General features: G+C 72.7%; 13 protein-coding genes and 1 tRNA gene. 2 read left to right on the top strand and 12 right to left on the bottom strand.

The genetic code is table 11. From position 1 onward, the window contains the following. Positions 1 to 87 precede the first annotated feature (87 nt). Together ACFQ2V_RS10330 and eno are read right to left on the bottom strand one after the other, a co-directional pair. Positions 88 to 816 carry an FtsB family cell division protein gene (locus ACFQ2V_RS10330; RefSeq protein WP_386052604.1) on the bottom strand — a complete coding sequence of 243 codons (729 nt, stop codon included), beginning with the start codon at positions 814 to 816 and terminating at the stop codon, positions 88 to 90. A 5-nt stretch (positions 817 to 821) separates the two neighbouring features. Further along, a complete protein-coding gene (gene eno, locus ACFQ2V_RS10335; protein WP_386052605.1) occupies positions 822 to 2,123 on the bottom strand; it encodes a phosphopyruvate hydratase in 1,302 nt (433 codons plus the stop codon). Between the two features lie 538 nt (positions 2,124 to 2,661). On the opposite strand from eno, the gene ACFQ2V_RS10340 reads away from it, so the two are divergent. After that, a complete protein-coding gene (locus ACFQ2V_RS10340; protein WP_386052606.1) occupies positions 2,662 to 4,026 on the top strand; it encodes a sugar transferase in 1,365 nt (454 codons plus the stop codon). 137 nt (positions 4,027 to 4,163) lie between these two features. Here the strand turns inward: ACFQ2V_RS10340 and ACFQ2V_RS10345 are convergent, their stop codons facing one another. The 6 genes from ACFQ2V_RS10345 to ACFQ2V_RS10370 form a co-directional block, all read right to left on the bottom strand. Continuing rightward, entirely contained in the window at positions 4,164 to 5,156 is a 993-nt protein-coding gene (locus ACFQ2V_RS10345; protein WP_386052607.1) for a MazG family protein, read from the bottom strand. A 21-nt stretch (positions 5,157 to 5,177) separates the two neighbouring features. After that, positions 5,178 to 5,750 carry a hypothetical protein gene (locus ACFQ2V_RS10350; protein ID WP_386052608.1) on the bottom strand — a complete coding sequence of 191 codons (573 nt, stop codon included), beginning with the start codon at positions 5,748 to 5,750 and terminating at the stop codon, positions 5,178 to 5,180. A 33-nt stretch (positions 5,751 to 5,783) separates the two neighbouring features. Continuing rightward, positions 5,784 to 9,434, bottom strand: coding sequence for a transcription-repair coupling factor (gene mfd / locus ACFQ2V_RS10355; protein ID WP_386052609.1), 3,651 nt, complete (start codon positions 9,432 to 9,434; stop codon positions 5,784 to 5,786). Positions 9,435 to 9,514: 80 nt separating this feature from the next. After that, positions 9,515 to 10,105, bottom strand: a complete 591-nt coding sequence (gene pth, locus ACFQ2V_RS10360; RefSeq protein WP_386052610.1) for an aminoacyl-tRNA hydrolase — start codon at positions 10,103 to 10,105, stop codon at positions 9,515 to 9,517. Between the two features lie 142 nt (positions 10,106 to 10,247). After that, positions 10,248 to 10,937: a 50S ribosomal protein L25/general stress protein Ctc gene (locus tag ACFQ2V_RS10365; protein ID WP_386052611.1), complete on the bottom strand. Its 690-nt coding sequence runs from the start codon at positions 10,935 to 10,937 to the stop codon at positions 10,248 to 10,250. A gap of 282 nt (positions 10,938 to 11,219) precedes the next feature. Next, the gene (locus tag ACFQ2V_RS10370; protein WP_386052612.1) at positions 11,220 to 12,218 is read right to left on the bottom strand and encodes an EamA family transporter; all 999 of its coding nucleotides are present in this window, start codon (positions 12,216 to 12,218) and stop codon (positions 11,220 to 11,222) included. A 102-nt stretch (positions 12,219 to 12,320) separates the two neighbouring features. Between ACFQ2V_RS10370 and ACFQ2V_RS10375 the strand changes: the two genes are divergently transcribed. Beyond that, positions 12,321 to 12,881, top strand: a complete 561-nt coding sequence (locus ACFQ2V_RS10375; protein ID WP_386052613.1) for a CGNR zinc finger domain-containing protein — start codon at positions 12,321 to 12,323, stop codon at positions 12,879 to 12,881. 79 nt (positions 12,882 to 12,960) lie between these two features. Here ACFQ2V_RS10375 and ACFQ2V_RS10380 read toward each other — a convergent pair whose 3' ends face one another. From ACFQ2V_RS10380 to ACFQ2V_RS10395, 4 genes are all read right to left on the bottom strand, one after another. Beyond that, positions 12,961 to 13,941: a ribose-phosphate diphosphokinase gene (locus ACFQ2V_RS10380; protein WP_386052614.1), complete on the bottom strand. Its 981-nt coding sequence runs from the start codon at positions 13,939 to 13,941 to the stop codon at positions 12,961 to 12,963. After that, on the bottom strand, positions 13,938 to 15,623 hold the full coding sequence (gene glmU / locus ACFQ2V_RS10385; RefSeq protein WP_449343042.1) for a bifunctional UDP-N-acetylglucosamine diphosphorylase/glucosamine-1-phosphate N-acetyltransferase GlmU: 1,686 nt from the start codon (positions 15,621 to 15,623) through the stop codon (positions 13,938 to 13,940). Before glmU ends, ACFQ2V_RS10380 begins: the two co-directional genes overlap by 4 nt. Positions 15,624 to 15,968: 345 nt before the next feature. Continuing rightward, positions 15,969 to 16,047 (bottom strand) — tRNA-Gln (locus ACFQ2V_RS10390). 76 nt (positions 16,048 to 16,123) lie between these two features. Next, positions 16,124 to 18,475 carry a sigma-70 family RNA polymerase sigma factor gene (locus ACFQ2V_RS10395; RefSeq protein ID WP_386052616.1) on the bottom strand — a complete coding sequence of 784 codons (2,352 nt, stop codon included), beginning with the start codon at positions 18,473 to 18,475 and terminating at the stop codon, positions 16,124 to 16,126. Between the last annotated feature and the right edge of the window lie 329 nt (positions 18,476 to 18,804).

The following is an 18,804-nucleotide window of genomic DNA, read 5'->3' on the forward strand; positions in this document are numbered from 1 at the left end:
CTGGAACTGGCTTCTGGGGCCTTCGGACCGGTGCCGCACCAGTGTGCTCCCTCCAGGGGACACCAACGGGCGGCCGCCCGGACCCGGTCACTTGCGCGCGACGCCGGCCGTCGGTCGGTCGGCGATCTGGACCGACTGCCACACCTTGCCGTACCAGGGCGCCGAGGCGTTGGCCAGGGGTGCCGCCACGACGGGACGCTCGGCCGCCGGCGCGCTGGTCTCGTTCGCGGCAGGGTCGATCACCGTGTAGGCACGGTCACCCACGCGCACGAACTTCAGGCGCTCGCGCGCCTGCACCTCGATGAAGGCGGGGTCCTTCCACAGCGCGGCCTCGCGCTCGAGCTGCTGCACCGTCTGCTGCTGCTGGGTCACCTTCTCCTGCAAGGCAGCCGCGTCACCTCGCTGCTGCACGAGGGAACGCAGGGTCGGCACGATCGTGACGGCCAGCATGACGACGATGCCGAGGAGGATGGCTCCGCGCACCCAGGTGGTCGATGCCGAGGGCGGTGCCGTCTGCGGCGTGCGCGGGCGGGCGGCGAGCGCCGGACGCTCCTTGCCCGCCCCGGGCCGGCTGGGACGGGAGGCCCCCGGGCGGGACTGGCCCGGGCGCGTACCCGAGGCCTTGGCGGCACCCGAGCGCGGGGCGGTGCGGCCCGAGCCGGAGCGCGAGCCCGCAGCCGAGGCGCCGGCCGCGCCCGACGAGGAGCGGGGTGCGCTGCGGGGGGTGGAGGGCCGGGGGGTGGCCGGGCGCGCGCCACCGCCCGGGCGGCCCGTCGAGGACGGGCGACCCGGGCGGGACGGCGTGCGGTCGGCCACCGGACTCAGCCCTGCGACCCGAAGCGGCTCGCGTCGAAGCGCGGGAACGCGCCGGCGCCGGCGTAGACCGCGGCGTCGTCGAGCTCCTCCTCGATGCGGAGCAGCTGGTTGTACTTCGCGACGCGCTCGGAACGGGCCGGGGCGCCGGTCTTGATCTGGCCGCAGTTCGTCGCGACCGCGAGGTCGGCGATCGTGACGTCCTCGGTCTCGCCGGACCGGTGGCTCATCATGCAGCGGTAGCCGTTGGTCTGCGCGAGGGTGACGGCGTCGAGCGTCTCGGTGAGCGTGCCGATCTGGTTGACCTTGACGAGGAGCGCGTTGGCCGTGTTGGTGCTGATGCCGCGACCGAGGCGCTCGGGGTTGGTGACGAACAGGTCGTCGCCGACGAGCTGCACCTTCGTGCCGAGCAGGTCGGTCATGGACTTCCAGCCGTCCCAGTCCTCCTCGTTGAGGGGGTCCTCGATCGACACGAGCGGGTAGGCGTCGACGAGCTCGGCGTAGTAGGCGACCATCTCGTCGGCCGACTTGCTGGCGCCCTCGAAGGCGTAGGAGCCGTCCTTGAAGAACTCGGACGCCGCGACGTCGAGCGCGAGGGCGATGTCACGACCCGGCTCGTAGCCGGCCGCCTTGATCGCCTCGAGGATGAGGTCGAGAGCGGCACGGTTGGACTCGAGGTCGGGCGCGAAGCCACCCTCGTCGCCGAGGCCGGTGGCGAGACCGCGCTCGCTCAGGACCTTCTTCAGCGCGTGGTAGACCTCGGTGCCCCAGCGCAGCGCCTCGCGGAAGGTCGGCGCGCCGACGGGGGCGATCATGAACTCCTGGATGTCGACGTTGGAGTCGGCGTGCGACCCACCGTTGAGGATGTTCATCATCGGGACCGGGAGCACGTGGGCGTTCGGGCCGCCGACGTAGCGGAACAGCGGCAGGCCGGCGGACTCGGCGGCGGCGTGGGCCACGGCGAGCGAGACGCCGAGGATCGCGTTCGCGCCGAGCGTCTCCTTGTTGGCCGAGCCGTCGAGCGCGAGCATCTCGGCGTCGATGAGCCGCTGCTCGCTCGCGTCGAAGCCGACCAGTCGGGGGTTGATCTCCTCGATGACGGCGTCGACCGCCTGCTCGACGCCCTTGCCGAGGTAACGGCCCTTGTCGCCGTCGCGACGCTCGGATGCCTCGAAGGCACCCGTGGACGCGCCGGACGGGACGGCTGCGCGGGCGAACGTGCCGTCGTCGAGACGGATCTCGACCTCGACGGTGGGATTGCCTCGCGAGTCCAGGATCTCGCGGGCGCCAATCTCCTCAATGCTGGCCACTGGCTCTCCTGTGCTGGTGCTGCTCGTGATGCCGGGCGGGCCCGGCCATGTCGAACGAACGGTGGGTGGATGGGTCCGGGGTGCTCGGTGGTCCTCGACTGGTGCGCGCGAGACGCGGCACTGCGGACCGCGCGCACACCGAGCACAGGTGTCGGGTTCGAGCGTAGCCCGTGGTGTCCGGGGCCGGTCGGAGCGACCCGGCATACGGGCGGGTAGGTCTTGGTGACCGCTGGACGACGGCGTTCCGATGGCCGTTCCGGCGCGAATGCCGCAAGTTGGACAGTCCAAAGATTTTTACTCTTTCCTTACCAATCGCTGACCCGGGAGAGGCATACTCCAACTAACCATCCGGGGGGGTGGAGCTCTTCGTGGCGAGGGCACCGGTGGGTGCCGGGGGTGGGGTGTTGTCATGGGTCAGCCCATGCGCGAAGCGGGGGTTGTTCTGCTCGATGTGAGTGCGCGTCCGGTGACGCAACCTCACAGCGAGAGGAGTCGCGGCCAGCGTCTCCTGCAGCTGGGGATCGCGGGGGGCGATCTGGTGATCATCACCGCTGCAACGGCGCTGGCCGCGCTCGGCCGAACCGGGCTCGACGTCTTCGACGTCGCCAACGACGTGGGCCAGGTGGCGCAGTCGGTCGGCCTGTGGATCGTGGCCGCCTGGATGATGGCCAACTTGCTCTCCGGGACGTACACGAGCAGCCACCTGGGGGTCGGCACCATCGAGTACGCCAGGGTGTTGAGCGCGGCAGGCCTGACGGCCGGAGCGATCGGCATCCTCAGCTACCTCACGAAGTTCAACCTCTCTCGGGGCTTCTTCGTGCTGATCTTCGCGATCGGGGTGCCGGCAGCTCTGCTGTGGCGCTGGTACGCCCGACGCCTCGTCCACCGCGCGCACGCCCGTGGCCACCTGCTGACCCGGGTGCTCATCTCCGGCTCGGTCGCGCACGTCGACGAGGTCGCCGCGGTGCTCGAGCGCGAGACATGGCTCGGCTTCCGCATCGTCGGCGCGCTCGTGCCGTCGTCGCAGCCGCTCCGGGCCACGCCGCGCGGCGTGCGCGTCGTCGGCACCACGACCCACACGGCGGACTCGGTGCTCGCCGAGAAGGCCGACATGGTCGTCTTCACCGAGGGCGCCTTCCCGTCGGCCGTGGACTTCCGTCGCATCGCGTGGGACCTCGAGGGGCACCACGTGCAGATGGCCGTGGTCCCCAGCCTCAGCGACATCTCGACGGGCCGCATCGCGATGCGTCCGGTCGGCGGCCTGCCGCTCGTGCACGTGGGGCAGCCGCAGAGCCTCGGCGCCTCACGTGGGCTCAAGCGCGCCTTCGACCTGCTCGGCGCCACCGCGCTGCTCCTGCTCGCCGCGCCGGTCATGCTTGTCTTCGCCGTCGCCACCAAGCTTCAGGACGGCGGGCCCGTCCTCTTCCGGCAGACCCGCGTGGGCCGCGACGGCGAGCTCTTCGAGTGCCTCAAGTTCCGCAGCATGGTCGTCGACGCCGAGGCGCAGCTGCCGGGCATCACGCACCTCAACCAGAACAGCGACGGCGTGCTCTTCAAGGTGGCGCGCGACCCGCGGGTCACGAGGGTGGGCGCCGTGATGCGCCGCCTCTCGATCGACGAGCTGCCCCAGCTGGTCAACGTCGTGAACGGCGACATGAGCCTCGTCGGCCCGCGGCCCGCGCTGCCCGCCGAGGTGCGGCGCTACGTGCCGGACGTCCAGCGACGGCTGCACGTGCGTCCCGGCGTGACCGGCCTGTGGCAGGTCTCGGGCCGGAGCGACCTGTCCTGGGAGGACACGGTTCGCCTCGACCTCTACTACGTCGACAACTGGTCGCTCGTGCAGGACCTGTCGATCCTGGCCAGGACCGTCCACGCGGTCGTTCGCGCGCGCGGCGCCTACTGACGCCGCGCCACGCCACGGACCCGGAGGGGGTCGCGTCGTGTCACCCGGTCGACGCGGCCCTCTTCGTCCCGGCGTTTCAGGGCAGCCCGACGACGTGTGCCGTCGGCTCGGCCGAGGGCGTATGCCGTCGCGCGCGGTCAGGCGCCCGGCGCGCGTCCGCCCTCGTCGGCGAGCGCCTCGCTGGCGGCTGCGAGGCCACGCAGGGTCTCACGCAGCGCCGCCTCGGCGTCGAGGCCCTCCGCCCGGGCCCGGCGGACGACCGCGAGCAGCTCTGCGCCGAGGTCTCCGGTCGCGACGGCGGCGTCGACCAGGTCGTCGCGACCGGCCTTGTGCAGGCGCGAGACGTACTTCTCGGCGCGGGCCAGTGCGGGCAGCGACTGCGGCACGCCCTCGACGGGGTGCATTCGGTGCTGCTTCTCGGCGGCCTTGATGGACTCCCAGTTGGTGGCGACAGCCTCGGCGGTGTCGGCCTCGACGTCCGCGAAGACGTGCGGGTGGCGGCGCACGAGCTTGTCGACGAGACCACCAGCGACGTCGTCGATGCCGAACGGCTCGCTGGGGTGCTCCTCGGCGACCCGGGACTGGAAGGCGACCTGCAGCAGCAGGTCACCGAGCTCCTCCTGCATGTGGACCGGGTCGCCGCTCTCGATGGCCTCGATCGCCTCGTGCGCCTCCTCGAGCAGGTAGGGCACGAGGGAGGCGTGGGTCTGCTCGGCGTCCCAGGGGCAACCGCCCGGCGAACGCAGCCGGTCCATGACGGCGACGACGTCGAGCAGGCGGGCGCCGGGCACGTCGAAGGAGCCGATGAGCAGCTCGACGTCGGGCGGCTCGGGAAGCCTTGTCACCTCGACGGCGACGGCGTCGCTGAGCCCCGGGTCCCCGTCGGACGAGCCCACCCAGACGACGTCGCCCGCCTCGGCAGCCGCGACGAGGTCACGCGCGAGGGCGGCCGGGTGGCCCTCCTCGCGCTCCTGCACGTCGATGCCGGCCTCGACGACCGCGGCGACCTGCGGCTCGTCGGGTCGACCCCAGACGGCATACGCCTGGTCGAGGATGGTCCACGCCTCACGCGTCAGCAGCCCCGGCGCGATGCGGGGAGTCGTGACGAGCAGGACGAGGCGACCGGGCACGGCGTTGCGAGAGGTGCGCGACTACTGTGCCGGGGTGCCCGTGGCACCGGGACCGGCAGGAGCCGGGTTCGTCTCGGGCTTGAGCCAGTTCGGCGTCGTCTGGCCGATGGTGAAGTAGACCGGGCCCTGGTCGGACTGCACGACCCTGCCGTACTTCGGGTTGATCGAGATGTCGGCCTTCTTGAGGTCGGCCCGGTAGGCGGCGACGTCGGCAGGCGTCATCTTCTGCGACTGGATGAGGGCGACCGCCTCGACGAACTCCTTCGTCGTGTCGGTGGCGCCCGGGATCGAGGCGATGACCGACGCGTAGGTCTCGTCGGGCTTCCAGCTGCCCGACTTGGCGACGGCGCTCTTGAGCAAGGGCGCTGCGACGAGGGCGGTGACGACGATGTTCTCGGCGAAGTCGAGCTTGGCGGCCTTGAGCTGGTCGAACGTCTCGCGCACGTCGGACTCGTGGATGACCTCGCCGTTGACGACGGCAGCGGCCTGCTGGCGCGTCTCGAAGCCGCATCCACCGAGCAGCGACACGGCACCGAGTGCGGCGATGCCGACGACGGCGACGCGCCTGGCGGGGGTGGCGGACCAAGCCTTCACTGATTTCCTCCTCTGGCGGATGCGTCTGACATCCTACGGGGCGCCCACGGCGGATCTCGCCGACCCCGACGATGCGCTCGCCGCCGAGCCCGCGGAGGCGATGTCGTCGAGCAGCACGGCGGAGATGAGCTGGCGCGCCCACGTCAGCACCTCGACGTCGCGCAGCGGCTTGCCGCCGACCCGCGCCGTCATGGGGGCCGGCACGAGGATCGTGCCCAGGGCCTCCTTGACGATGGTGCCGGGGTAGAGCCGCATGAGCCGCAGCTGCTGGCTCTCGCGCAGCTCCTTGACCGGCCCGAAGCGCACGACCTTGCCCTGCACACCGATGTCGCCGATGCGGGCCTGGCGGGCGACGACACGCAGGCGGGCGACCTCGAGGAGGTTCGCGACGGGCTTCGGCGGGGCGCCGTAGCGGTCGCGCAGCTCGGCCTCGATCTCGTCGACGGCCTCGAACGTCTCGACGGTGGCGAGCTTCTTGTAGGCCTCGAGTCGCAGCCGCTCCCCCGGCACATAGTCGTGCGGCAGGTGCGCGTCGACGGGCAGCTCGATCTTGATCTCGGCCGGCAGGTCGACGGCGTCGCCGCGGAAGTCGGCGACGGCCTCACCGATGAGCCGCACGTAGAGGTCGAAGCCGACACCCTGGATGTGGCCCGACTGCTCGCCGCCGAGCAGGTTGCCGGCGCCGCGGATCTCGAGGTCCTTCATCGCCACCGCCATGCCCGAGCCGAGGTCGGTGTTGCTCGCGATGGTGCGGAGGCGGTCGTGGGCCGTCTCGGTCATCGGCTTCTCGGGTGGGTAGAGGAAGTACGCGTAGGCCCGCTCGCGTCCACGGCCGACGCGGCCGCGCAGCTGGTGCAGCTGGCTGAGGCCCAGGACGTCGGAGCGCTCGACGATGAGGGTGTTGGCGTTGGAGATGTCGAGCCCGGTCTCGACGATGGTCGTGCAGACCAGCACGTCGAAGCGCTTCTCCCAGAAGTCCTCGACGACCTGCTCGAGCCGGTGCTCCCCCATCTGGCCGTGCGCCGTGGCGATGCGGGCCTCGGGCACGAGCTCACGCAGGCGGCTCGCGGCCTTCTCGATGGAGCTGACCTTGTTGTGGACGAAGAAGACCTGGCCCTCGCGGAGCAGCTCACGCCGGACCGCGGCGGTGATCTGCTTCTCGTCGTAGGCACCGACGAAGGTCAGCACCGGGTGGCGCTCCTCGGGCGGCGTTGCGAGAGTGGACATCTCGCGGATGCCCGTGACCGCCATCTCGAGCGTGCGCGGGATGGGGGTGGCCGACATCGACAGCACGTCGACGGCCGTGCGCATCGTCTTGAGCAGCTCCTTGTGCTCGACGCCGAAGCGCTGCTCCTCGTCGATGATGACGAGGCCGAGGTCCTTGAACCGCGCGTCCTTGGCGAGCAGGCGGTGCGTGCCGATGACGAGGTCGATGGTGCCGTCGGCCATGCCGGCCATGACGTCCTTGGCCTCCTTGTCGCTCTGGAAGCGCGACAGGGAGGCGACCTTGACGGGGAACTGGGCGTAGCGTTCGGCGAACGTCTGCTGGTGCTGGCTCACGAGCAGGGTTGTCGGCACGAGCACCGCCACCTGCTTGCCGTCCTGGATCGCCTTGAAGGCGGCGCGCACCGCGATCTCGGTCTTGCCGTAGCCGACGTCACCGCAGATGAGGCGGTCCATCGGGACCTGCTTCTCCATGTCGGCCTTGACCTCGTCGATGCTGACCAGCTGGTCGGGCGTCTCGACGTAGGCGAAGGCCTCCTCGAGCTCGCGCTGCCACGGGCTGTCGGGCGCGAAGGCGTGACCCTTGGTGGCCTGCCGGGCGCTGTAGAGGCGGATGAGGTCGGCCGCGATCTGCTTGACGTAGCGCTTGGCCCGCGACTTCGTCTTGCTCCAGTCGGAGCCGCCCATCTTGTTGAGGGTGGGCTCCTCGCCGCCGACGTACTTGGTCACCTGGTCGAGCTGGTCGGTGGGGACGAAGAGGCGGTCGCCGGGCTGACCGCGCTTGCTCGGGGCGTACTCGATGACGAGGTACTCGCGGGTGGCCCCGGCGACCGTGCGCTGCATCATCTCGACGAAGCGGCCGACGCCGTGCTGCTCGTGGACCACGTGGTCGCCCGGGCGCAGCTGCAGCGGGTCGACCTGGTTGCGGCGGCGCGACGGCATGCGCCGCATGTCCTTCGTCGAGGTTCCACTGCCGGGCTGGCCGGTCAGGTCGGTCTCGGTGAGCACCTCGATGCGGCCGCCCTCGTGGACGAAGCCCCGGCCGAGGGGCGCCGTCGTGACGTGGACCGTGCCGGCGGTGAGGGTGTCGTCACGCGACGTGTCGAGGGCCTGCACCGCGACCTCGTTCTCGCGCAGCACCTCGGCCACGCGCTTGGCGAGGCCCGGACCCTCGGTGACGACGGCGACGGCCCAGCCGTCGCGCACCCGCTCGCGCAGGTGCTCGACGGTGCGTTCGGTGTCGCCGCGGAACGCCTCGGGGTCGGTGGTGCGCACGGCGATACGCTCGTCGACGTCGTCGTCCTCGATGACGAGGTCGGCGTCGGCGACGAACGGCGTGAGGGTCCACCAGGCGCGGCCGGTGACCTCGGCGTGCGCGCGGACGTCCGCGAGCGACCAGTAGGAGGCGCTGCCGAGGAGCGACTGCAGGTCGACGGGGACGTGGTTGCCGGCGGCCGCGTTGGCCCAGCTGGCCTCGAGGAACTCGGCGCTCGTCGCGACGAGGTCGTGCGCGCGGCGGCGCACCCGCTCGGGGTCGGCCACGAGCACGACGGCCCCCTCGGGCAGGACGTCGAGCACCGACTCCATGCCGTCGACGAGGGCCGGGGCGAGAGACTCCATGCCCTCGACGGCGATGCCCTCGGCCACCTTGGACAGCATCTCGGAGACGCCGGGGAGCTGGTCGGCCAGGGCCCGGGCCCGGGCCCGGACGTCGTCGGTGAGCAGCAGCTCGCGGCAGGGCGGCGCCCACAGGCCGTGGTCGGCGATCTCGAGCGAGCGCTGGTCGGCGACCTTGAACCAGCGCACCTCCTCGACGGTGTCGCCCCAGAACTCGATGCGGACCGGGTGCTGCTCGGTGGGCGGGAAGACGTCGAGGATGCCGCCGCGCACGGCGAACTCGCCGCGCCGCTCGACGAGGTCGGTGCGGGTGTAGGCGGCGGCGGCGAGGGCGTCGACGACGTCCTCGAGGGGCCGCTCGTCGCCCGCGCGCAGCGCGACGGGCACGAGGTCGCCGAGGCCCTTGGTCAGCGGCTGCAGGAGGGCGCGCACAGGCGCGACCACGACGGACAGGGGGCCGTATGCCGCGTCGTCGGGGTCGGGGTGGGCCAGCCGGCGCAGCACCGCGAGGCGACGACCCACGGTGTCGCTGCGGGGCGAGAGCCGCTCGTGCGGCAGGGTCTCCCACGAGGGGAAGACGGCGATGCGCTCGCTCGGCAGGAACAGGCCCAGGGCGGTCTCGAGGTCCTCGGCCTCTCGCGTGGTCGCCGTGACGACGACGAGGGGTGCAGCGTCGGCCGGACCGGCAGCGGAGGCCTCGGCCTGCCGGGCGAGGGCGGCCACGAGGAAGGGCCGCGAGCCGTCGCTGGCGGAGACGTCGACGAGGCGGGTGCGGCCGACCTGGTCGAGGACGTGGCGGACATCGGGAAGCGCCCTGAAGGCGGACAGCATTGGATGCGGCATCAGGTCCTCCAGTCTAGGTCGAGGCTGCGACAGTCGGGACGCCGACCGCGGGGGGCCCCAGCCCGGGGCTGGGCCCGGGCTCAGCGCGGGGCGTGGAAGCGCTGCTGGGCGTCGAGCAGGCCGACCTCGATGAGCGCCTCCACGGCGTCGGCGCCCTCGTCGAGCAGGAACGGGAGCAGCTCGGTGCGCTCGGCCTTGCTGAAGTCCTTGAGGACGAAGTCGGCGGGGTCCTGGCGGCCGGGCGGCCGCCCGATTCCGAGGCGCACCCGGAGGTACTCCTTGGAGCCGAGCGACTTCGTGACCGAACGCAGACCGTTGTGGCCGCCCTCTCCCCCGCCCTGCTTGAGGCGCACGAGCCCGGCGTCGATGTCGAGCTCGTCGTGGATCACGACGACCCGCTCGACGGGCACGTCGTAGTACTTCATCAGCCCGGCCACGGCCCCGCCCGACTCGTTCATGTAGCTCGAGGGGGTGGCCAGGACGACCTTGGGGCCGCCGACCTCGAGGCGCGTCTCGGCCACGCGCGCACGCGCCTTGTGCGGCTTGAGGACGGCCCGGCCCCCGACCGCCCGACCCGCGAGCTCCTCGAGCGCCATCGCCCCGACGTTGTGGCGGTTACCGGCGTAGCCGGGCCCGGGGTTGCCGAGCCCGATGACGAGCCAGGTGTCCATGCGGTCCTCCGGTGGTCGGCGCTCAGGTCGTCCTGCTGGTGCCGGCGCGCGCACGGGCCCCGCCGAGCCGAGGCTCGGACGGGACCCGTGGACGCTGGCTGTGGCGCGGCATACGGCGTCGCGCCACGGATGGTGCTGTGGCTCAGGCCTCGTCGCCCTCGGCCTTGGCCTCGGCGCCCTCGGCGGCCTCGCCCTCGGCGGCCTCGCCCTCGGCGCCCTCCTCCTCGTGCTCCTCGCGCTCGATGCCGGCCTCGGCCTCGGCCTCGGCGAGCTCGGCCTCGAGGGCCTCGGCGGAGATGGCCTGCGTGACGTTGACGACGAGGGCCTCGGCGTCGGTCACGAGGGTCGCACCCTCGGGCAGCTCGACGGCACCGGCGAGGATCTGCGTGCCGGCCTCGAGGCCCTCGACGGAGACGACGACGTTCTCGGGGATGTTCGTGGCGAGCGCCTCGAGCTGGAGCGTGTTGTGGTCGAGCGTGACGACCGTCTCGGGAGCGGCCTCGCCCTCGAGGTGGACGGAGACGTCGACGGTGACCTTCTCGCCCTTGCGGACGACGACGAGGTCGACGTGGTCGATGACCGGCTTGATCGGGTCGCGCTGCACGTCCTTGGCCAGGGCCAGCTGCTCGGCGCCCTCGATGACGATCGTGAGCAGGGCGTTGGCCTGCTTGAGCGCCATCATCGTGTCGTGGCCCGGCAGCGAGATGTGCACGGGCTCGGTGCCGTGGCCGTACATGACGGCGGGGATGTTGCCGGCGCGGCGGATCTTGCGGGCGGCGCCCTTGCCGAAGTCGGTGCGCTTCTCGGCGACGAGCTTGGTGTTGTCGGACACGGGTGTCTCCTGAGGTCTTGTGGAACATGAGGCGGTCGTTGTGGTGGCCTCGACGCGGGACGACGCGCGATGATCGGCAGTTCGCAGCGGATGGCCGACGTGGTCCGCACGCAGAGGCGAACCCGTTCGCAGCGCGCTCACCGAGCACGTCCACGAGTCAGGCCACCGCGTCGATCACGGACCTCGTCACGTCCTGCCGTGGCAGTCGTGCACCGTCCCTCGCCGAGGCAACTGCTCGATCTTACGGGACGGACGCGCCCCCGGTGAAATCCTGCGGACGGGTCAGGGCCGGGCCTCGTCGGAGCGCACCGCGACGAGCCCAGCGACGATGAGGGCCCCCCCGAGCAGCTGCACCGGCGTCGGGAGCTCGGCGAGCACGAGCCAGGCGAAGAGCACCGCGAAGAGCACCTCGGTCAGGGCGACGAACGAGGCGACCTTGGCCCCCAGCATCCGCACCGCCGCGATGCCGGTGACGTAGGCGAACGCGGCCGCGACCAGGGCGATGACGAGCACGGGCACCCACCACGGGACGACGACGCCGCCGAGCGGCACCCGCGACGCGCCCCGGGTCATGTCGAGCACGCCGGCCACGGCGGCGAGCCAGAGCGAGGCCGCCCCCACGGCCAGACCGCCGCCGGCGAGCGCGAGCGGCGGCACGTCGTCGTCCACGTGGTCGGCCAGCAGGAAGTAGAGGACGAGGCACACGGCCGCACCGAGGCCCCAGAAGACCCCGACGAGGTTGACGCTCGCGCCACCCAGGACGTCGAGCACGAGCAGCAGCCCGGCGACCGCGAGCGCGACGCCGGCGAGCGTCAGCCGCCGCGGCGCCTGGCGGTGGCGCAGCCAGAGCCAGCCGACGATGAGCACCGGCGCGAGGTACTCGAGGAGCAGGGCCACACCCACGGAGAGGTGGGTCACGGCGTTGAAGTAGGCGAGCTGGCACCCCGCCACACCGGTCAGGCCGTAGCCGACGACGACCCACGCGTTCCGGCGCAGTGCGGGCCACCGGCCGCGCAGCGACCAGAGGGCTGGGGCGAGCAGCACGAGGGCGGCGAGGGTGATGCGCAGGGTGACGACGGCACCGGGCGACCAGCCGCCGACGAGCAGGGACTTGCCGAAGGCACCCGAGGTGGCGAAGGCCGCGGCCGAGACGAGGGCCACCCCGAGGCCCAGCAGCGGGTGGCGGGAGTGGCCGGCGTGGTCGCTGCCGTGGGACTCGGCGTCGTCGACCCTCGCCGGCTCGCCGACGGCCGGTCCGGTGACGACAACGCGTTCGGTCATGACAGCCTCGCTCGATTCCGCCGACGCCCGACCCTTCGTCGATGTCAGCACCCAAAAGACTTACACTCATGACGGTATCGACGCCTCGCGTCAGGAGTCAACATGCTGTTCACCCATGACACCGAAGCTGCCCTCGTGGGCGCCGCAGCCCTCGTCAACACGATGCCCGGCGTGCTGCCCGGCGACCACGCCCCCGACACCCTGACGACCCTCGACGAGCTGGCCGCCCTCTACGCCGAGCACGGCTGGACCGGCCGCTTCGACCACGACAGCGCCGAGCTGGAGGGTGTGCGCGAGCTGCGCCCCCGGCTGCGCGGCTTCTGGGAGCTCGACGAGGCCGGGGTGGTCGCGCTCGTCAACGACCTGCTCGCCGAGGCCAGGGCGACACCGCAGCTCGTCGACCACGACGACGTCGGCTGGCACATCCACGCGACCCCTGCCGACGCGCCGCTCCCCCAGCGGATGGCGGTCGAGGCCGCCATCGCCGTCATCGACGTCGTGCGCGCAGGCGAGCTGACCCGGTTGCGGGTCTGCGAGGCCGCGGACTGCGACGACGTCGTCGTCGACCTCTCACGCAACCGGTCCCGGCGCTTCTGCGAGGGCGGTTGCGCCGCAAGGGCGCACACGGCTGCCTACCGCGCCCGGCAGGCAGCGCGAGCCTGAGCGCACGCGAAGGCCGTATGCCGCCGGGCGGGCCACGGCGGCATACGGCCTCGGTCTGTTGCTGGTGTGAGCCGGCGGCTCAGGCCTTGCCGTCGAAGAGGCTCGTGACCGAACCGTCCTCGAAGACCTCCTTGATGGCCATCGAGACGAGCGGCGCGATCGAGAGCACCTCGAGCTTGTCGAAGCGGCGGTCGTCGGGGATCGGCAGCGTGTTCGTGACGATGACCTCGTCGACCTTGCAGGCCTTGAGGCGGTCGACGGCCGGTCCGCTGAGGATCGCGTGGGTGGCCGCGATGATGACGGACGCGGCGCCCTGGTCCATGAGCGCGTCGGCGGCCTTGGTGATGGTGCCGGCGGTGTCGATCATGTCGTCGACGAGCACGCAGACGCGGCCCTTGATCTCACCGACGACACGGTTGGCGACGACCTCGTTGGGCCGGTTGATGTCGCGGGTCTTGTGGATGAAGGCCAGCGGGGCCCCACCGAGGCGCGAGCTCCAGTCCTCGGCGACCTTGATGCGGCCGGCATCGGGCGAGACGACCGCGAGGTCGAGGTGGCCGTACTTCTCCGCGACGTACTTGGCGAGGATCGGCATGGCCATGAGGTGGTCGACGGGACCGTCGAAGAAGCCCTGGATCTGCGCCGTGTGCAGGTCGATGGCCATGAGCCGGTTGGCACCGGCCGTCTTGAAGAGGTCGGCCATGAGGCGGGCCGAGATCGGCTCGCGGCCGCGGTGCTTCTTGTCCTGGCGGGCGTAGCCGTAGAACGGCAGCACGACCGTGATGCGCTTGGCCGACGCCCGCTTGAGGGCGTCGATCATGATGAGCTGCTCCATGATCCACTCGTTGATCGGAGCGGTGTGGCTCTGGATGACGAAGGCGTCGGAGCCGCGCACCGACTCCTCGTAGCGCACGTAGATCTCGCCGTTGGCGAAGTCGTAGGCCGACGTCGGCACGAGCTCGGTGCCGAGCTCCTTGGCGACCTCCTGCGCGAGCAGCGGGTGGGCCCGGCCCGAGAAGACCATGAGGTGCTTCTCGGTCGTCTTGTTGATGCCGCTCATCGCTGGGCGTCCTTCGTCTCGGTGGTGCTGTCGATGGCACTGTCAGCCGCGCTGTCGCCGGCGTGCCGGGAGAGCCGGTCGTTCGGGGAGACCGCGCCGGGCTCGCTCGCCAGGGCCGCCTCCGCTTCGGCCGCCGCCTCGGCGTCGCCGCGCGCCTCGGCCCGGGCCCGCGCGCGCGCGTCGGCCTGGGCGCCGGTCCGGGCGTCGCCGGTCCGGGCGTCGCCGGTCTGGGCGTCGCCGGCCAGAGCGGCCTGGGCCGCCTCGTCGGTCTTCGTGCCGGCGCGGCGGCGCGCCACCCAGCCGTCGATGTTGCGCTGCTGCGCCCGCGTCACGGCGAGCTGCCCGGGAGCGACGTCGCTCACCACGGCCGAACCGGCCGCGACGTAGGCGCCGTCACCGATGTGGCGCGGGGCGACCACGACCGAGTTGCTGCCGACGAAGCTGTGGGCCCCGACGTTCGTGTGGCCCTTGGTCACGCCGTCGTAGTTGGCGAAGATCGTGCCGGCACCGATGTTGGCGCCCTCCCCGATCGTCGCGTCGCCGCAGTAGGTCAGGTGCGGCACCTTGGCGCCGTCACCGATGACGGCGTTCTTCGTCTCGACGAAGCCGCCGATCTTGCCCTTGGCCCCGAGCCGGGTGCCCGGCCGCAGGTAGGAGAAGGGACCGACGGTGGCCCCGGGCCCGATCTCGGCGAGCTCGGCCTGCGTGCGCACGACGCTGGCGCCGTCGCCGACCTCGACGTCGGTGAGGGTGGTGTCGGGGCCGATGACGCAGTCGCGGCCGATGGTGGTGGCGCCGTGGATCTGGGTGTTCGGCCGCACGACGGTGTCGGGTCCGATCGTCACGTCGGCGTCGATCCACGTCGTGGCGGGGTCGATGACGATGGCGCCGTCGCGCATCGCCTGCTCGACGGTCCGCCGGTTGAGCTCGGCGCCGAGACGGGCCAGCTGCACCTTGTCGTTGACGCCCTCGGTCTGCCACAGGTCGGCGACGAGGTGGGCCCGCACGGCGAGGCCGCGACCGCGGGCGATCGCGATGACGTCGGTGAGGTACTTCTCGCCCTGCGCGTTGTCGGTGCCGACCTCGGCGAGCGCCTCGCGCAGGACCGCCACGTCGAACGCGTACAGCCCGCTGTTGACCTCGCGGATCGCGCGCTGCTCCTCGTCGGCGTCCTTCTGCTCGACGATCGCCGCCACGGCGCCCGTCTCGTCGCGCAGCACGCGACCGTAGCCGGTCGGGTCGTCGAGCGTCGCAGTGATGACGGTGACCGCGCTGCCCGACGCGTGGTGGGCGGCGACGAGACCTTCGAGGGTCTCGCTCGTCAGGAGCGGCACGTCGCCGTAGGTCACGACCACCGTGCCGGACAGGTCGGCCGGAAGGGCCTCGAGCGCACACTCGACGGCGCGGCCGGTGCCCTTGACGTCGTCCTGGTCGGCGACGACCGCGTCCGGGTCCACCTGGCTCACGTGCTCGGCGACCCGGTCGCGTTCGTGGCGCACGACGACGGCGAGGTGGTGGGGGCTGGTGCCCCGCGCCGCCCGGATCGCGTGAGCCACCAGACTGCGGCCCCCGATCGTGTGGAGGACCTTCGGGGTCGTGGACTTCATGCGTGTGCCCTCACCGGCGGCGAGGACGATCACGGCGGTCGGCCGTAGATCGCTCACAGGGCGCAGCTCCTTCATGGATCGGCGTGCACTCGGGCGCGGACGACCCCGGTCATCGCCTGACCCGGGTGCGCCGCCCGCCATGCTACTCGCGGGGCCGGGCCGCGCCGCAGGCCCGTGCGCAGGCCGTGACCCCGCTCACAACCGGCACCGTCTGCCGGCTCCGCGTGCGTATGCCGTCGCCGCGCTCCGCGTGGTTCCAGCCGCTGCCGCGCGGGCGGGCCTGAGTCACCACGAGTCGATGCGCCGGCTGCGCTTCGCACTGGCGTTGCTCCCCGGGCAGGGCACCGTCGCTCGTGCCTCGCCCCTCCCGACTCCTCACGGAGAGCACGTCAGCGCTCGCTGCGCTTCGCGCTGGCGTTGCTCCCCGGGCAGGAGTCGAACCTGCGTCGCTTGTCCTGATTCAAAGTCAGGCGGGCCCTGCCGGCAGACCAACCGGGGATCGTCGTCGCGGACGTGCACAGGCTAGTGCAGTGCCGCACCCGCACGCCGCGGCACTCGCCCCCGACGTACCGGGCTCAGGATCCGACCGGGGTGACGCCGCTCGCCGCGGGGTCGGCGGGCGTCGGGGCGCCCGGTGACGGGGTGGTCGGCGCCGAACCCAGCACCTGCGCGTCCACGGCGGGCGGCGCGGAGTCGGGCTGGGCGACGGGAGGTTGGACGGCGGACGTGTCGACCGGGGGCGCGGGCTGGACGTTCTCTGCCGCAGCGGACGAGGCGGCCGTGTTCGACGCGGCGGCGCTCGTCGCGGTGTCGGTCGCAGCGGCCGAGCCCGACGGGGCAGGGTCTGCAGCGGGCGTGGGTTCGGCCGGGGCCGGCGGGGTCGCTCCGGGGTCGGCCGGGGTCGGGTCGGCCGGCACCGGGGTGACGGCCGGTGCGGGAGGCTGGTCGGCGGCGGGGTCGCTTGCAGCGCCCGGGTCGGCAGCGCCGGCACCAGGGTCGGGTGCCGTGGCGCCGGGATCGACGGACGCGGGGCTGGCGCTGGGAGGGTAGGGAGTCGAGTCGGCTTGGGCAGGAGGCTGGTCCGCCGGGGCCGGGGTGTCTGCGGCGGCAGGCGCCGGCGAGGGCGAGACCGGTGCCGCGGGCGCCGCGGCGGCGGCCGCTGCCGGTGGAGCCGCCGGAGCGGGGTCGACCGCTGCCGGCGCAGGGGCCGGGGCCGCCGGTGCCGGGTCGACGACCGCAGGAGCAGGGCCGGCGGCTGCCGGCGAGGTCGGCGCGACGGCAGCCGGAGCCGCAGGTGCGCTGGACGCGGCCGCAGCGTCGGCGCCGACGCTGGGCAGCACGGCCAGCACGAGCACGTCGGTCGGACTGGTGCCGGGCGCTGCGGCCGTGGTGGACGGAGTCGTCTGGGCCGCGCTGCCGACCAGGACGACCTGGGCGGCAGGAGTGCCGATGTTCTGGGTGACGGCCGGGACCACGGTGATCCCGAGCCCGACCATGAGACCCGCCATCGCCGTGGCGATGGGCGGCCCGAGGGTCGTGCCGGCCAGCAGGGACCCACCCGCGAGGGCGACGGCGGGCGCGGTCACGGCCGCGCCGGACACCAGGGCGCTCGTACCGACGACTCCGGCGGCGATGGGAGCGGCGATCACGGTGCCGCCCCCGGCACCGGCCGAGACGGCCGTGCCGGCGGCGAGCGAGGTCGCACCGAAGGAGGCCGCACCGAAGGAGGCCGCGCCGCCGGAGGCGACGACGCCCGTGGCCGCTCCGGCTGCGGTGGTGGTGGTCACGACGGCTCCGGTCGCGGAGGCGCCGACGGCAGTGGCGCCGGCAGCACCGGATGCCGCGCTCCCGGCGATCCCGCCGACCGTGGCGCCGGTGGCGGAGACACCGCCGGTGGCCCCCGCGACGGTCGTGCCTGCCGCGGTCGCGCCGGCCGCGGTGGTTCCGGCCAGCGTGGTTCCGGCCGCGCCGCCGGCGACGGTCGTGCCGGCAGCGGCTCCGGCTGCCGAAGTGCCTGCCGCAGCACCGGCCGCGGTCGATCCAGCGGCGGTCGAACCGATGAGGCCGGCCATCGCGCCGTGCTGCAGGGTGCCGGCCATCGCGGCACCGGCAGCGAGCACGATCGGACCGGTGAGCACGCCGAAGCCCTCGTAGACGCGGCGGAGCTCGACGGCGATGCCCGCCTCGCGGGAGCAGTGGGCGAGGTGCGCCTCGGCCCGCGCGCGCTGGCGCGCCGTGAGGCGGCCGCGGACGTGACCGCCCAGGTGGTCGAGGGTCCAGCGGCACTCGGGCGCGCCGCACACGGGCACGCGCCGCTGCACCCACACGTCGAGGTAGCGGGCTCGCAGCTCGTCACGGGCGCGCATCGCCCTGGCGCTGACGACGTTGGCGGAGACCCCGAGGAGCGGGGCGACGACGCGCGGTGGCTCGCCCTCGACCATGGTGTGCCAGAGCAGCTGGCGGTCGCTCTCGCTCAGCTGCCGGAAGGCGGACCGGACGAGGTCGGTGTCGACACCTTCGGCGCCGAGCGCGGACAGGTGCGAGTCGGCGGCCGGGATGCGGTCGAGGTCGCTGCCGGGCGTCGGCACGAGACTCATGTCGCTGCGGATCGCGTCGACGCCGACGGTGCGCACCGTCGCGGTGAAGTACGCGCGGAAGTTCTCGGACGGGCCGTTGCCCTCGCGGATGAGGCGGAACATGCGGGCGGATGCCTCGGCCACGAGGTCCTCGGCCGACACGCGGCCGCGGAAGCGGGTGGCCACGCCGTAGGCCGCCGGGAGGTTGCGCTGCCAGAGCGCCGCGAAGGCACTGTCGTCTCCGAGCCGGGCCCGCGAGAGCAGGACCGCATCACTCTCGTCGAGCGCATCGGCGCTGGGCCGCGCCGCGGCCGTGGACTCCGTCTGGGGTCCGATCGTGTGGGCTGACACCTGAGGGGGCTCCTCCCGCGAGGAATAACCTCCAGTGTGGAGCACCGACGTCGTCCATGTGAGTCGTTTCCGGGGAACAGTCCAGTTCCCGGCACGCGGCGGTGAGGTCGATCGCGGCCCTCCCCGGGTTTGCGTCGCGATCGACCTCACCGGCGGTCTCGCCCGGCCGTGGTCCCCCCAGTGCCTCGGCTCCTCCGCCAACTCCCTGCCGAACACAAAGACGGAGCGCGCGCGGTTTCATGACGAGATTTCGAAAAAAGTTCTGACGGGCCCGGCCTTGGCACGAGCCGCGGACTCCGGACTGCACAATGGCGACGTGACCCCAGACC

Source organism: Terrabacter terrigena, from assembly GCF_042676085.1.
In the GTDB taxonomy this organism is placed as follows: Bacteria; Actinomycetota; Actinomycetes; order Actinomycetales; family Dermatophilaceae; genus Terrabacter; species Terrabacter terrigena.

Bases quoted from the DNA above. Each gene is read 5' to 3' on its own strand.
- glmU (WP_449343042.1), bottom strand. From the start codon at position 15,623: ATGAAGGAGCTGCGCCCTGTGAGCGATCTACGGCCGACCGCCGTGATC.
- mfd (WP_386052609.1), bottom strand. From the start codon at position 9,434: ATGCCGCATCCAATGCTGTCCGCCTTCAGGGCGCTTCCCGATGTCCGC.
- ACFQ2V_RS10370 (WP_386052612.1), bottom strand. From the start codon at position 12,218: ATGACCGAACGCGTTGTCGTCACCGGACCGGCCGTCGGCGAGCCGGCG.
- ACFQ2V_RS10380 (WP_386052614.1), bottom strand. From the start codon at position 13,941: ATGAGCGGCATCAACAAGACGACCGAGAAGCACCTCATGGTCTTCTCG.
- ACFQ2V_RS10375 (WP_386052613.1), top strand. From the start codon at position 12,321: ATGCTGTTCACCCATGACACCGAAGCTGCCCTCGTGGGCGCCGCAGCC.
- pth (WP_386052610.1), bottom strand. From the start codon at position 10,105: ATGGACACCTGGCTCGTCATCGGGCTCGGCAACCCCGGGCCCGGCTAC.